Below are 14886 nucleotides of genomic sequence, written 5' to 3' on the forward strand. Positions count from 1 at the left end.
GCCAGGTTGTAACAGCAAACATGCAGGTGAATGACCTTTGACAGGTTGCAAACAAAAGCGAGGAGTGCTGCTGATTTATTCAGCCCTGATGGACTCAGGCCGGTTTTGTAACAAAGGAAACGAACTGCACTAATTTTCACCGTAGCAGATGATTTTTGCGCCTTGTCGCTGCTGCGTGTGGTTGGTAAAGTAAGCGGATTTTGTTTTCCGCCCCAGCTTTCAGGATTATCCCTTAGTATGTTGAAAAAATTTCGTGGCATGTTTTCCAATGACCTGTCCATTGACCTGGGTACCGCGAATACCCTTATTTATGTAAAAGGACAAGGCATCGTATTGAATGAGCCTTCTGTTGTGGCCATTCGTCAGGATCGTGCCGGTTCGCCGAAAAGCGTGGCTGCAGTAGGTCATGATGCGAAGCAGATGCTGGGTCGTACGCCGGGCAATATCGCTGCAATTCGCCCAATGAAAGATGGCGTTATCGCTGACTTCTTCGTGACTGAAAAAATGCTCCAGCACTTTATTAAGCAAGTGCACAGCAATAGCTTCATGCGCCCAAGTCCGCGCGTACTGGTGTGTGTACCGGTTGGAGCAACTCAGGTTGAACGCCGTGCGATCCGTGAATCAGCTCAGGGCGCAGGTGCTCGTGAAGTGTTCCTGATCGAAGAGCCGATGGCGGCCGCGATCGGTGCGGGTCTGCCAGTTTCTGAAGCAACCGGTTCAATGGTTGTGGATATCGGTGGCGGTACCACTGAAGTTGCCGTTATCTCCCTGAACGGCGTGGTTTACTCCTCTTCTGTCCGTATTGGCGGCGACCGTTTCGATGAAGCTATCATTAATTATGTTCGTCGTAACTACGGTTCTCTGATCGGTGAAGCGACCGCAGAACGTATTAAACACGAGATCGGTTCCGCTTATCCGGGCGACGAAGTGCGCGAAATCGAAGTTCGCGGTCGTAACCTGGCTGAAGGCGTTCCGCGCGGCTTTACCCTGAACTCTAACGAGATTCTGGAAGCCCTGCAGGAACCGCTGACCGGTATCGTGAGCGCAGTAATGGTTGCACTGGAACAGTGCCCGCCGGAACTGGCGTCTGACATCTCCGAACGCGGTATGGTGCTGACCGGTGGCGGTGCGCTGCTGCGTAACCTTGACCGTCTGTTAATGGAAGAAACCGGTATTCCAGTTGTTGTTGCTGAAGATCCGCTGACCTGCGTGGCGCGCGGCGGCGGCAAGGCGCTGGAAATGATCGATATGCACGGCGGCGACCTGTTCAGCGAAGAGTAATCGGATGCAGGTTGGGTAGCCCCCGCGGGTTGCCCTTCCGCTCTGATACGAGAATACGCATAGACTATGAAGCCAATTTTTAGCCGTGGCCCGTCGCTACAGATTCGCCTTATTCTGGCGGTGCTGGTGGCGCTCGGCGTTATTATTGCCGACAGCCGCCTGGGTACGTTTAGTCAAATCCGAACGTACATGGATACCGCCGTCAGTCCTTTCTACTTTATCTCAAATGGTCCTCGTGAATTACTCGACGGCGTGTCGCAAACGCTGGCTTCGCGTGATCAACTCGAACTTGAAAACCGGGCGTTGCGTCAGGAGCTGTTGCTGAAAAACAGCGAACTGCTGATGCTGGGGCAATACAAACAGGAGAACGCGCGTTTGCGTGAGCTGCTGGGATCGCCATTGCGTCAGGACGAACAAAAGATGGTGACGCAGGTTATCTCAACGGTTAATGACCCTTACAGCGATCAGGTCGTGATCGACAAAGGGAGCGTTAACGGCGTCTACGAAGGTCAGCCGGTTATTAGCGACAAAGGCGTAGTAGGCCAGGTCGTGGCGGTGGCTAAACTGACCAGCCGCGTGCTGCTGATTTGCGATGCGACGCATGCGCTGCCCATTCAGGTACTGCGTAACGATATTCGCGTGATCGCTGCCGGTAACGGCTGCACAGACGATCTTCAGCTCGAACATCTGCCGGCCAATACCGACATTCGTGTTGGCGATGTGCTGGTCACCTCGGGTCTGGGCGGACGTTTCCCTGAAGGCTATCCGGTTGCTGTTGTTTCTTCCGTTAAGCTGGACACTCAGCGCGCTTATACCGTGATTCAGGCTCGCCCGACCGCGGGTCTGCAGCGTCTGCGCTATCTGCTGCTGTTGTGGGGTGCCGATCGTAATGGCGCAAACCCGATGACGCCGGAAGAAGTTCACCGCGTTGCTAATGAACGTCTGATGCAAATGATGCCGCAAGTGCTGCCGGCGCCAGATGCCATGGGGCCGCCTGCGCCAGTGCCAGCTCCCGCAACAGGCGTGACTTCTGCGCCTGTGGATACCACGCCGCCACAACCTGCTCCGCGTAAGCCGGGAGGACAGTAAGTGGCAAGCTATCGTAGCCAGGGACGTTGGGTGATTTGGCTCTCGTTCCTTATTGCACTGTTGCTGCAAGTCATGCCCTGGCCGGATGACATTCTGGTTTTCCGGCCAAACTGGGTGCTGCTCATCTTGTTGTATTGGATCCTGGCGCTGCCGCATCGCGTAAATGTGGGCACGGGATTTGTGGTGGGTGCCATACTGGATCTCATCAGCGGCTCCACGCTTGGCGTGCGCGCATTGTCGATGAGTATCATTGCTTATCTGGTCGCGCTGAAATTCCAGCTATTCCGAAACCTCGCGCTTTGGCAACAGGCGCTGGTGGTCATGTTGTTATCACTGGTCGTGGATATTATTGTTTTCTGGGCCGAGTTTTTAGTGATCAACGTCTCTTTCAGACCTGAAGTGTTCTGGAGTAGTGTAGTGAATGGTGTGCTTTGGCCATGGCTATTCTTACTGATGCGTAAAGTCCGTCAGCAGTTTGCGGTGCAATAAGGTTGATATGAATACTCTGTATCTTGCTTCAGGTTCTCCACGTCGTCAGGAGTTGCTCGCTCAGCTTGGTGTTACGTTTGAACGACTGGTCCCTGGGATTGAAGAACAGCGGCACCCGCAGGAAAGCGCGCAGCAGTACGTTTCCCGTCTGGCGCGCGAAAAAGCGCAGGCTGGCGTAGCGCTGGCACAGCGCGATTTGCCGGTATTGGGTGCGGATACCATCGTTATCCTTAATGGCGAAGTGCTGGAAAAACCGCACGACGCCGCCCATGCCGCAGCAATGCTGCGCAAACTGTCGGGCAAAACGCATCAAGTTATGACGGCCGTGGCACTGGCCGATCGCCAGCACAGTCTGGACTGCCTGGTAGTGACGGAAGTGACATTCAGAGCACTAACCGATGAGGACATCGCGGGCTACGTTGCCAGCGGTGAACCAATGGATAAAGCAGGTGCATACGGTATTCAAGGGTTGGGTGGCTGTTTTGTCAGGAAGATAAATGGCAGCTATCACGCCGTAGTCGGCTTACCGCTGGTAGAAACGTATGAGTTGCTGACCAATTTTAACGCACTGCGTGAGAAAAGGGATAAACATGACGGCTGAATTGTTGGTAAACGTAACGCCATCGGAAACTCGGGTGGCTTACATTGATGGCGGTATTCTGCAGGAAATTCATATTGAACGTGAGGCGCGACGCGGAATCGTAGGCAATATCTACAAAGGTCGTGTAAGTCGTGTACTTCCGGGTATGCAGGCGGCTTTTGTAGATATTGGACTGGATAAAGCCGCATTTCTTCACGCTTCTGACATCATGCCGCACACCGAATGCGTGGCGGGTGAAGAACAAAAACAGTTCACTGTACGCGACATTTCTGAACTGGTGCGCCAGGGTCAGGATCTGATGGTGCAGGTGGTAAAAGATCCGCTGGGAACTAAAGGCGCACGCCTGACAACGGACATCACGCTGCCTTCCCGTTATCTCGTCTTTATGCCGGGTGCTTCGCACGTTGGCGTATCCCAACGTATCGAAAGCGAAACCGAACGTGAACGCCTGAAAAAAGTGGTAGCGGATTACTGCGATGAGCAGGGTGGCTTCATCATTCGCACGGCGGCGGAAGGCGTATGCGAAGAGGATCTGGCTTCGGATGCTGCCTACCTGAAGCGCGTCTGGACGAAAGTCATGGAGCGTAAAAAGCGCCCGCAAACGCGCTACCAGATGTATGGTGAACTGGCACTGGCACAGCGCGTGTTGCGTGACTTTGCCGATGCGCAGCTTGACCGCATCCGCGTCGACTCCCGTCTGACCTATGAGGCGTTACTGGAATTTACGGCGGAATATATCCCCGAGATGACCAGCAAGCTGGAACATTACAGCGGGCGCCAGCCTATTTTTGATCTCTTTGACGTAGAGAATGAAATTCAGCGCGCGCTGGAACGCAAAGTTGAGCTGAAGTCCGGCGGTTATCTGATCATCGATCAAACCGAAGCGATGACCACCGTCGATATCAATACCGGCGCGTTTGTTGGGCATCGTAATCTCGACGACACTATCTTTAATACTAATATTGAAGCAACGCAGGCCATTGCTCGTCAGCTGCGTCTGCGTAACCTCGGCGGCATTATCATTATCGATTTTATCGACATGAATAATGAAGATCACCGCCGCCGGGTGCTGCACTCTCTGGAGCAGGCTCTGAGCAAGGATCGCGTAAAAACCAGCATTAACGGTTTTTCACAGCTGGGCCTGGTGGAGATGACGCGCAAGCGCACACGTGAAAGCGTGGAACATGTACTGTGCAACGAGTGTCCGACCTGCCATGGGCGTGGTACGGTGAAAACGGTGGAGACCGTATGCTATGAAATCATGCGCGAAATCGTGCGGGTACACCATGCATATGACTCCGATCGTTTCCTGGTTTATGCCTCTCCGGCAGTGGCTGAAACCCTGAAAGGTGAAGAGTCACATGCGCTGGCGGAAGTTGAGATCTTTGTCGGCAAACAGGTCAAAGTACAAGTCGAACCGCTGTATAACCAGGAGCAGTTCGACGTCGTCATGATGTAAATCGTGTAGTGGCACCCGCGCATGTAGGCCGGATAAGGCGCAAGCGCCGTCATCCGGCAACATTCACTCAAGGGGTGTGAGTCATATTTTTTGGTAGACAAGGAGAGGCGCGTGAGGCGATTGCCGGGGATATTACTGCTCACTGGAGCCGCATTCGTTGTCATCGCAGCGCTGCTGGTCAGTGGACTGCGCCTTGCGTTACCTCATCTTGATAGCTGGCGTCCGGCCATTCTTGGCAAGATTGAATCCGCCACAGGTCTACCTGTTTCCGCCAGTCAGCTTTCTGCCAGCTGGCAAAATTTCGGCCCTACGCTTGAAGCGCGCAATATCCATGCGCAGCTGAAAGACGGGGGCGAATTTTCGGTAAAACGCGTCACGCTGGCGCTGGATGTCTGGCAAAGTTTGCTGCATATGCGCTGGCAGTTTCGCGATCTCACCTTCTGGCAACTGCAGTTGCGCACCAATACTCCTATCCAGCGCAGCGAAGGCGGAGATGGAATTGAAACTGACCATCTCAGCGATCTCTTCCTGCGCCAGTTTGATCATTTCGATCTACGCGACAGCCAGATTAGCTTTTTAACCGTCTCAGGCCAGCGTGCAGAACTGGCGATCCCACAGCTTACCTGGCTGAACGGTAAAAATCGTCATCGCGCTGAGGGTCAGGTCAGCCTCTCCAGCCTGACCGGACAGCATGGCGTTATGCAGGTGCGTATGGATCTGCGTGACGACAACGGGCTGTTGAATAACGGTCGGGTCTGGCTGCAGGCCGACGATATCGACGTCAAGCCGTGGCTGGGTAAATGGATGCAGGATAATGTCGCGCTGCAAACCGCGCGTTTTAGCCTGGAAGCATGGATGACGATCAGCAAAGGCGTCGTTTCTGGTGGCGATGTCTGGCTAAAAAAAGGCGGGGCAAGTTGGCTGGGTGAAAATCGTACGCACACGCTCTCCGTCGATAATCTGACGGCGCACATCAGCCATGAAGGGCCGGGCTGGCAATTCTCTATTCCCGATACCCGTATCACCATGGATGATAAACCCTGGCCGAGCGGTGCATTAACGCTGGCCTGGATCCCTGAGCAGGAAGTCGGTGGCGAGAATAACAAACGCAGCGACGAGCTACGCATTCGCGCCAGCAATCTGGAACTGGCCGGGTTAGAAGGGCTGCGTCCGATGGCGTCCAGGTTATCGCCTGCGTTGGGTGATATCTGGCGGGCCACGCAACCAAGTGGCAAGATCGATGTGTTGGCACTGGATATCCCGTTACAGGCGACAGAAAAAACCCGCTTCCTGTCCTCGTGGACCGATTTGGCCTGGAAACAGTGGAAGCTGCTGCCGGGGGCAGAACATTTCTCCGGTACGCTTGCGGGCAGCGTTGAAAATGGGGCACTTACCGCCTCCATGAAGCAAGCCAAAATGCCGTATGAAACCGTCTTTCGCGCGCCGCTAGAAATAGAGAACGGTGTGGCGACGCTAAGCTGGCTGAAGAATGATAAAGGCTTCCAGCTGGATGGGCGCAACATCGATGTTAAAGCGAAAGCGGTACGCGCGCGCGGTGGTTTTCGCTATCTGCAGCCCGCCGGTGATGAGCCATGGTTGGGCATTCTGGCAGGCATCAGCACCGACGATGGCTCTCAGGCCTGGCGCTATTTCCCGGAAAACCTGATGGGCAAAGAGCTGGTTGACTACCTCAGCGGTGCTATTCAGGGCGGGGAAGCGGATAACGCCACGCTGGTGTATGGCGGCAACCCGCATCTGTTCCCGTATCTGCACAATGAAGGGCAGTTTCAGGTTCTGGTGCCGCTACGCAATGCGAAATTTGCTTTCCAGCCCGACTGGCCTGCGCTGACCGATCTCAATATCGAACTGAACTTCATTAACGATGGTCTGTGGATGAAGACGGATAGCGTCAATTTAGGCGGTGTGAAGGCCAGTAACCTGACGGCCAATATTCCCGACTATGCAAAAGAAAAGCTGCTGATTGATGCCGATATCAACGGGCCAGGCAAGGCGGTTGGACCTTATTTTGATGAGACTCCATTGAAGGATTCTCTCGGCGCCACGCTGGAACAGTTGCAAATTGACGGTGATGTGAATGCTCGCTTACATCTTGATATTCCGCTAGACGGCTCGTTGGTTACCGCCAAAGGCGACGTCAACCTGCGTAATAACAGCCTGTTTATTAAACCGCTCGACAGCACGCTGAAGAATTTGAATGGTAAATTCAGCTTTATCAACGGCGATCTGAAGAGCGACCCGATGACGGCGAACTGGTTTAATCAGCCGCTGAACGTCGACTTCTCCACCACCGAAGGGGCGAAAGCCTATCAGGTAGCCGTGAACCTGCAAGGCGACTGGCAGCCAACCCGCATGGGGATTTTACCGGCGCAGGTCAACGATGCCTTAAGCGGCAGCATGGCGTGGAATGGCAAGGTGGGTATCGATCTTCCGTATCATGCCGGACCGACCTACGACATTGAGCTAAAAGGCGATCTGAAGAATGTAAGTAGTCACTTACCTGCTCCGCTGAATAAGGCGGCCGGTGAAGCGTTGCCGGTGAATATTAAGGCCAATGGTAATCTGCGCAGCTTTGATCTGACCGGTAATGCTGGCAGTAAGAACCACTTTAACAGCAGCTGGTTGCTGAATCAGAAACTGACGCTTGACCGCGCAATCTGGACGTCGGAAAGCCGTACTGTGCCCGCGTTACCTGAGCAGCAAGGCATTGAGCTTAATCTTCCCCCTATGGATGGCGCGCAATGGCTGGCGTTGTTCCAAAAAGGCGCGGCGGATAACGTTGGCACTAATGCCAACTTCCCACAACGCATCACCGTGCGTACGCCATCGTTATCCCTGGGCGGTCAGCAGTGGAATAATTTGAGTATTGTGTCCGAGCCTGCGAGCAATGGCTCCATCGTGCAGGCGCAGGGGCGCGAAATTAACGCCACGCTGGCGATGCGCAATAATGCGCCATGGCTGGCCAATATTAAGTATCTTTATTACAACCCCAGCACGGCGAAAGCTTCACCGACGAAAGCTGCACTGAATAGTACTCCAGCCTCGCCGTTTTCCGCCGTGGACAACTTCAGCTTCCGCGGCTGGCCGGACCTTCAGCTACGCTGTGCCGAGTGCTGGATGTGGGGGCAGAAATATGGGCGCATTGATGCCGATGTAGCGATTAAAGGCGACACGCTAACGCTGAGCAACGGTCTGTTGGATACAGGCTTTGCCAGACTGACCACCGATGGTGTGTGGGTGAATGTGCCGGGCAAAGAACGAACGTCACTGAAGGGTAAACTGAGCGGTAATAAAATTGACTCCGCTGCCAGTTTCTTTGGCGTATCGACCCCGATTCGTAACTCTTCGTTCAACGTGGAGTATGACCTGCACTGGCGTAACCCGCCATGGGATCCGGATGAAGCTTCGCTGAATGGGATTTTGCGTACCCGGTTGGGCAAAGGTGAGATAACCGAACTCAGCACCGGACATGCGGGGCAACTATTGCGACTGCTGAGCTTTGATGCGTTGCTACGTAAACTGCGTTTTGATTTTAGCGATACCTTCAGTGAAGGTTTCTATTTCGATTCGATCCGCAGTACGGCGTGGATCAAAGATGGTGTGATGCATACCGACGACACGCTGGTGGATGGTCTGGAGGCAGACATTGCGATGAAAGGCTCAGTGAATCTGGTCCGTCGGGAACTGGATATGGAAGCCATTGTCGCGCCTGAAATTTCTGCCACCGTAGGGGTTGCCGCTGCGTTTGCTGTCAACCCGATTGTCGGCGCGGCGGTGTTTGCTGCCAGTAAGGTTCTGGGACCATTGTGGAGCAAAGTTTCGATTCTGCGTTATCGCATCACCGGTCCGGTTGATAAACCGCAGATTAACGAAGTTCTGCGTCAGCCGCGCAAAGAAAGCCAGCAATGATTTGACGGGGGCGAGTAATTGCCCCAATCTCAGTACAGTGATCTTCTACCGCAGTCCGTAGGCCGGAAAAGGCGTTCACGCCGCCATCCGGCATTGAAGTGCCTGATGGCGACGCTGGTGCGTCTTATCAGGCCTACAACAGAAACTAATGAGTACCAAAACGATGAGTCTGAACCTGGTAAGTGAACAATTGCTAGCGGTGAATGGCCTGAAACATCAGGATCTGTTTGCCATTCTGGGCCAACTGGCCGAACGCCGTCTTGACTACGGCGATCTCTATTTTCAGTCGAGCTATCACGAATCCTGGGTTTTAGAAGACCGCATCATTAAAGACGGTTCTTACAATATCGATCAGGGTGTTGGCGTGCGCGCCATCAGCGGCGAAAAAACAGGGTTTGCCTATGCAGACCAGATTAGCCTGCTGGCGCTGGAGCAAAGTGCTCATGCTGCCCGTACTATCGTGCGTGACAGCGGTGACGGCAAAGTAAAAACGCTGGGAGCGGTTGAGCATCAGGCGCTTTACACCTCGGTTGATCCGTTACAGAGCATGAGCCGCGAAGAGAAACTGGATATTCTGCGTCGCGTTGATAGCGTGGCCCGTGCCGCTGACAAACGCGTCCAGGAAGTCACCGCCAGCCTGACCGGTGTTTATGAACTGATCCTGGTAGCTGCGACCGACGGCACGTTGGCCGCTGACGTTCGTCCGCTGGTACGCCTGTCCGTAAGCGTACAGGTCGAAGAGGATGGTAAGCGCGAGCGTGGTGCCAGCGGTGGTGGCGGTCGTTTTGGCTATGACTATTTCCTCGGCGACCTCGATGGTGAAGTTCGTGCTGACGCCTGGGCGAAAGAAGCCGTACGCATGGCGTTGGTTAATCTGTCCGCGGTAGCGGCGCCTGCTGGTACACTGCCGGTAGTACTCGGCGCTGGCTGGCCTGGCGTTCTGTTGCATGAAGCGGTCGGTCATGGTCTGGAAGGTGACTTTAACCGCCGTGGTACCTCGGTATTCAGCGGTCACATGGGTGAGCTGGTGGCGTCGGAACTGTGTACCGTTGTGGATGATGGCACAATGGCGGACCGTCGTGGCTCTGTGGCTATTGATGATGAAGGCACACCGGGTCAGTACAACGTGCTGATCGAAAACGGTATTCTGAAAGGTTACATGCAGGACAAACTGAACGCGCGCCTGATGGGCGTCGCACCAACGGGTAACGGTCGCCGTGAATCTTACGCGCACCTGCCGATGCCACGTATGACCAACACCTACATGCTGCCTGGGAAATCCACGCCGCAGGAAATCATCGAATCCGTTGAATACGGTATTTATGCGCCTAACTTCGGCGGCGGCCAGGTGGATATCACCTCCGGGAAATTTGTGTTCTCGACGTCTGAAGCGTATCTGATTGAAAACGGTAAAGTAACCAAACCGGTGAAAGGCGCGACGCTGATTGGGTCTGGTATCGAAGCGATGCAGCAGATTTCGATGGTAGGTAACGACCTGAAGCTGGATAACGGGGTTGGTGTGTGCGGTAAAGAAGGGCAGAGCCTGCCGGTGGGCGTGGGCCAGCCGACGCTGAAGGTGGATAACCTGACGGTGGGTGGTACTGCATAACATCATGATGTATGCCCGATAAGCACCAGTGCCATCGGGCATCTTTTCGGATGCGGCGTCAACGCCTTATCCGGTCGACACTCTTTTATTTCTCTTTTCCCCGGCCGTACATCCCCTGAAAAAGCTGCGCCACATCGACAAAATAATCCGTCAGATAGTTAATCACTACCTGGACCTTGAGCGGCAGTTTGTCTTTTTCGGTATACAGCGCATAGACCGGACGCGGATCCGACTGGTAGCGGGGGAGCAGGATCTCTACTTCACCGCGATTGATCTCATTGATCACCCACATTAGCGGCACATAGGCAATACCCGCGCCTGCGGCCAGCCAGCGCACCAATGTCATCGGATCGTTAGTCACAAAACGACCCTCTGGGATCAGGCGGGTGGAAATTCCTTCCGGAGCGATAAGCTCGAATTCATTATCCGGGCGTACGCTGTATTCCAGCCACGAGTGGTTGCTGAGATCGGCGGGTTTCTCCGGGGCGCCAAACTGTGCGAGATAGCTTTTAGCCGCGCAGACCACCATCGGCATAGCGCCCAGGCGACGTGAAAACAGACTGGAGTCCTGCAACGCACCGACGCGGATAACCACGTCCAGACCATCGGCGATTAAATCCGGTGCCGGGATGCCTGTTACCAGATTTACCGTCAGACCGGGGTATTCCTTCAGCATTGTCGCGGTCAATCCGGCGAGGACATTTTGTGCCATGGTTGAAGAACAACCAATGCGCAGCGTACCGATGGGAGTGTTGTTAAAGGCATAAAGCTGCTCGTGAACATCCTGTGCTTCGTGCAGCATTCTCCGGCAGCCCTGATAGTAAATTTTACCAGCTTCGGTCAGCCCAATGCTGCGTGTACTGCGGTTTAACAGCTTGACCTGTAGCTCATCTTCCAGTTTAGAGACTGTCTGGCTTATCGATGAAACGCTCATTTGTAGCTGTCTTGCTGCGGCGGTGAAGGAGCCCAGTTCGACGACTTTGGCGAACACCGACATACGTTTTAATCGTTCCATTGTTCACTCTGGCTTAAAAGTGATTTAGATCACATAATATAGATAACAGCATAACAGTTACGTTAATATATTATTATTCAAATAACAGCTATGTCGCTCTCGCCTGGCTCATCCTTGCCCTTCTCTGCGGTGACATACGCTAGAAAATCTATCACCTGCACTCTCTTAAGTTACCAAGGTCAACATGAGTCTGTTTCCCGTTATCGTGGTGTTTGGCTTGTCCTTCCCACCGATTTTTTTCGAATTACTTTTGTCACTGGCGATTTTCTGGCTGGTGCGCCGGATGCTGGTTCCAACCGGCATCTATGATTTTGTCTGGCATCCGGCTCTGTTTAACACCGCGCTGTATTGCTGCCTGTTCTATTTAATAACGCGCCTGTTCGTTTGAGGTTGAAGTGAAAACACTAACAAAAAAACTCTCCCGTACGGCCACGACTCTCGTACTGGTCATTCTGGCCTTCATCGCTATTTTTCGCGCATGGGTGTATTACACCGAGTCACCATGGACACGTGATGCGCGTTTCAGCGCAGATGTCGTCGCTATTGCGCCAGATGTTGCGGGCCTTATTTCCAACGTTAACGTCCATGATAACCAACTGGTGAAAAAGGATCAGATCCTGTTCACCATCGATCAGCCACGCTATAAGAAAGCCCTTGAGCAGGCCGAAGCTGATGTTTCTTATTATCAGGTTCTGGCCCAGGAAAAACGCCAGGAGGCTGGTCGCCGTAACCGCCTGGGCGTGCAGGCCATGTCTCGTGAAGAGATTGACCAGTCAAACAACGTCTTGCAAACCGTATTACACCAGCTTGCGAAAGCACAAGCGACCCGCGACCTGGCAAAATTAGATCTGGAACGTACCGTCATTCGCGCACCAGCAGACGGTTGGGTCACTAACCTGAACGTCTATAGCGGCGAATTTATTACGCGTGGTTCCACAGCGGTGGCGCTGGTCAAGCAGCATTCTTTCTATGTGCTGGCCTATATGGAGGAAACCAAACTGGAAGGCGTTCGCCCTGGATATCGAGCTGAGATCACCCCGCTTGGCAGTAATAATGTCTTAAAAGGCACCGTTGATAGCGTGGCGGCGGGGGTCACGAATGCCAGCAGTACGCAGGATGCAAAAGGTATGGCGACCATTGATTCCAATCTGGAATGGGTGCGTCTGGCGCAGCGTGTCCCGGTGCGAATCCGCCTTGATGAGCAGCAGGGAACTCTGTGGCCTGCCGGGACAACGGCTACCGTTGTCATTACCGGTAAACAGGACCGTGATGCCAGCCAGGAGTCCTTTTTCCGTAAAATGGCGCACCGCCTGCGCGAGTTTGGTTAATTGCGATGGGTATTTTCTCCATTGCCAACCAGCATATCCGCTTTGCGGTAAAACTGGCGTGCGCGATTGTACTGGCGCTGTTCGTTGGCTTTCACTTCCAACTTGAGACCCCGCGTTGGGCGGTGCTGACCGCGGCCATTGTGGCGGCAGGTCCGGCCTTTGCCGCTGGCGGAGAACCTTATTCTGGTGCTATTCGCTATCGCGGCATGCTGCGTATTGTCGGGACATTTATCGGTTGTATTGCCGGACTGATCATTATCATCAGCATGATCCGCGCTCCGTTATTGATGATCCTGGTGTGCTGTATCTGGGCCGGTTTTTGTACCTGGATCTCGTCACTGGTGAAGATCGAGAACTCCTATGCCTGGGGGCTTTCGGGCTATACGGCGCTGATCATCGTCATTACCATTCAGGCCGAACCGCTGCTGACGCCGCAATTTGCGCTCGAACGTTGCAGTGAAATTGTGGTGGGGATTGTCTGCGCCATTGTGGCCGATCTGCTTTTCTCTCCCCGTTCGATAAAACAAGAGATTGATGTTGAGCTGGACAGCCTGCTGGTGGCGCAATATCAGCTTATGCAGTTGTGCATTAAGCATGGCGACAGCGAGGTCGTGGATAAAGCCTGGGGCGATTTAGTCCGTCGTACGGCAGCACTGGAAGGCATGCGCAGTAACCTGAATATGGAGTCTTCACGCTGGGGGCGTGCTAACCGCAGGCTTAAAGCATTGAACACGCTGTCTCTCACGCTCATCACGCAGTCCTGTGAAACCTACCTTATTCAGAACACCCGACCAGAACTGATCACTGATACTTTCCGCGAGTTGTTCGATACGTCGGTTGAAACGGCGCAGGATGTCCACAAACAGCTGAAGCGGATGCGTCGGGTGATTGCCTGGACCGGCGAGCGCGAAACGCCGGTCACCATATACAGCTGGGCGGGAGCCGCGACGCGCTACCTGTTGCTCAAACGCGGTGTGGTGAGTAATACCAAAATTAGCGCTACGGAAGAAGAGATCCTGCAAGGTGAGCCGGTGGTGAAAGTGGAGTCTGCCGAGCGTCATCATGCGATGGTTAACTTCTGGCGTACCACGCTTTCTTGTGTGCTGGGAACCTTATTCTGGCTATGGACGGGATGGACCTCCGGTAGCGGCGCAATGGTGATGATTGCGGTCGTCACCTCGCTGGCAATGCGTTTGCCAAATCCCCGCATGGTGGCGATAGACTTTATCTATGGGACGTTGGCAGCGTTACCGCTCGGAGCGCTCTATTTCCTGGTGATTATCCCCAATACGCAACAAAGTATGTTCCTACTGTGCCTGAGCCTGGCGGTGCTGGGATTCTTTCTGGGGATTGAGGTACAGAAACGACGGCTGGGATCGATGGGGGCGCTGGCCAGCACCATTAATATCATTGTGCTGGATAACCCGATGACCTTTCACTTTAGCCAATTCCTTGACAGTGCGCTGGGGCAGATTGTTGGCTGCGTGTTGGCGTTTATCGTCATTCTGCTGGTGCGTGATAACTCTCGTGACAGAACGGGTCGTGTGTTGCTCAACCAGTTTGTATCGGCGGCGGTTTCAGCGATGACCACCAACGTAGTCCGTCGTAAAGAAAATCATCTTCCGGCACTTTATCAGCAGCTGTTTTTGCTGATGAACAAGTTTCCCGGAGATCTGGCGAAGTTTCGCCTGGCGCTGACGATGATCATCGCGCACCAGCGCCTGCGTGATGCGCCGGTACCGGTAAACGAGGATCTATCCGCATTCCATCGCCAGCTTCGTCGAACTGCCGATCACGTAATTTCAGCAGGAAATGACGACAAGCGCCGACGCTACTTTAGCCAGTTACTGGAGGAGCTTGATATCTACCAGGAAAAATTAATTATCTGGCAAGCACCACCGCAGGTGACCGAGCCAGTAAAGCGACTCAGCGGGATGCTGCACAAATACCAGCATGCGCTGGTCAGTAATTAAGAGTTGAAAACCGACGCTAAAAGCGTCGGTTTTTTTATGGCTATACTTACCTGAAAATGCGAGAGACCCTTACATATTGGCGGTCTGTAGAGTAGCTGGCGTCGGGATGGTGGCT

11 protein-coding genes are annotated in these 14886 nt (G+C 53.9%); 10 read left to right on the plus strand and 1 reads right to left on the minus strand.

Annotation, left to right across the window (positions count from 1 at the left end; all coding sequences use genetic code 11):
* Window positions 1-237 precede the first annotated feature (237 nt).
* From mreB to tldD, 7 genes are all read left to right on the plus strand, one after another.
* The gene (mreB, locus tag BZK41_RS11505; RefSeq protein ID WP_000913396.1) at window positions 238-1281 is read left to right on the plus strand and encodes a rod shape-determining protein MreB; all 1044 of its coding nucleotides are present in this window, start codon (window positions 238-240) and stop codon (window positions 1279-1281) included.
* A 66-nt stretch (window positions 1282-1347) separates the two neighbouring features.
* Window positions 1348-2370 carry a rod shape-determining protein MreC gene (gene mreC, locus BZK41_RS11510; protein ID WP_079938243.1) on the plus strand — a complete coding sequence of 341 codons (1023 nt, stop codon included), beginning with the start codon at window positions 1348-1350 and terminating at the stop codon, window positions 2368-2370.
* Window positions 2371-2859, plus strand: coding sequence for a rod shape-determining protein MreD (gene mreD, locus BZK41_RS11515; RefSeq protein ID WP_003025196.1), 489 nt, complete (start codon window positions 2371-2373; stop codon window positions 2857-2859).
* A 7-nt stretch (window positions 2860-2866) separates the two neighbouring features.
* Window positions 2867-3460 carry a nucleoside triphosphate pyrophosphatase gene (locus BZK41_RS11520; protein WP_079938244.1) on the plus strand — a complete coding sequence of 198 codons (594 nt, stop codon included), beginning with the start codon at window positions 2867-2869 and terminating at the stop codon, window positions 3458-3460.
* Window positions 3450-4919, plus strand: a complete 1470-nt coding sequence (rng, locus tag BZK41_RS11525) for a ribonuclease G (RefSeq protein WP_003828822.1) — start codon at window positions 3450-3452, stop codon at window positions 4917-4919. Before BZK41_RS11520 ends, rng begins: the two co-directional genes overlap by 11 nt.
* Window positions 4920-5030: 111 nt before the next feature.
* On the plus strand, window positions 5031-8846 hold the full coding sequence (gene yhdP, locus BZK41_RS11530) for an AsmA2 domain-containing protein YhdP (protein WP_079938245.1): 3816 nt from the start codon (window positions 5031-5033) through the stop codon (window positions 8844-8846).
* 163 nt (window positions 8847-9009) lie between these two features.
* Window positions 9010-10455, plus strand: coding sequence for a metalloprotease TldD (tldD, locus tag BZK41_RS11535; RefSeq protein ID WP_079938312.1), 1446 nt, complete (start codon window positions 9010-9012; stop codon window positions 10453-10455).
* Window positions 10456-10540: 85 nt separating this feature from the next.
* On the opposite strand, the gene aaeR is transcribed toward tldD, so the two are convergent.
* On the minus strand, window positions 10541-11470 hold the full coding sequence (aaeR, locus tag BZK41_RS11540) for an HTH-type transcriptional activator AaeR (protein ID WP_003828817.1): 930 nt from the start codon (window positions 11468-11470) through the stop codon (window positions 10541-10543).
* A 184-nt stretch (window positions 11471-11654) separates the two neighbouring features.
* On the opposite strand from aaeR, the gene aaeX reads away from it, so the two are divergent.
* From aaeX to aaeB, 3 genes are read left to right on the plus strand one after another with little or no spacing between them, the layout of a single operon-like run.
* Window positions 11655-11858 (plus strand): p-hydroxybenzoic acid efflux pump operon protein AaeX, encoded by a 204-nt coding sequence (gene aaeX, locus BZK41_RS11545; protein WP_003828816.1) that lies wholly within the window; start codon window positions 11655-11657, stop codon window positions 11856-11858.
* A 7-nt stretch (window positions 11859-11865) separates the two neighbouring features.
* Window positions 11866-12798: a p-hydroxybenzoic acid efflux pump subunit AaeA gene (aaeA, locus tag BZK41_RS11550; RefSeq protein WP_057067981.1), complete on the plus strand. Its 933-nt coding sequence runs from the start codon at window positions 11866-11868 to the stop codon at window positions 12796-12798.
* Window positions 12799-12803: 5 nt separating this feature from the next.
* The gene (aaeB, locus tag BZK41_RS11555; protein ID WP_079938246.1) at window positions 12804-14771 is read left to right on the plus strand and encodes a p-hydroxybenzoic acid efflux pump subunit AaeB; all 1968 of its coding nucleotides are present in this window, start codon (window positions 12804-12806) and stop codon (window positions 14769-14771) included.
* Window positions 14772-14886: the final 115 nt, after the last annotated feature.

Source organism: Citrobacter sp. A316 (assembly GCF_002042945.1).
GTDB lineage: Bacteria > Pseudomonadota > Gammaproteobacteria > Enterobacterales > Enterobacteriaceae > Citrobacter > Citrobacter portucalensis.

Excerpts from the sequence above, each read along its gene's own strand:
- mreC (WP_079938243.1), top strand. The coding sequence starts at position 1,348 with ATGAAGCCAATTTTTAGCCGTGGCCCGTCGCTACAGATTCGCCTTATT.
- aaeR (WP_003828817.1), bottom strand. The coding sequence starts at position 11,470 with ATGGAACGATTAAAACGTATGTCGGTGTTCGCCAAAGTCGTCGAACTG.
- BZK41_RS11520 (WP_079938244.1), top strand. The coding sequence starts at position 2,867 with ATGAATACTCTGTATCTTGCTTCAGGTTCTCCACGTCGTCAGGAGTTG.
- aaeB (WP_079938246.1), top strand. The coding sequence starts at position 12,804 with ATGGGTATTTTCTCCATTGCCAACCAGCATATCCGCTTTGCGGTAAAA.
- aaeX (WP_003828816.1), top strand. The coding sequence starts at position 11,655 with ATGAGTCTGTTTCCCGTTATCGTGGTGTTTGGCTTGTCCTTCCCACCG.
- tldD (WP_079938312.1), top strand. The coding sequence starts at position 9,010 with ATGAGTCTGAACCTGGTAAGTGAACAATTGCTAGCGGTGAATGGCCTG.
- rng (WP_003828822.1), top strand. The coding sequence starts at position 3,450 with ATGACGGCTGAATTGTTGGTAAACGTAACGCCATCGGAAACTCGGGTG.
- mreB (WP_000913396.1), top strand. The coding sequence starts at position 238 with ATGTTGAAAAAATTTCGTGGCATGTTTTCCAATGACCTGTCCATTGAC.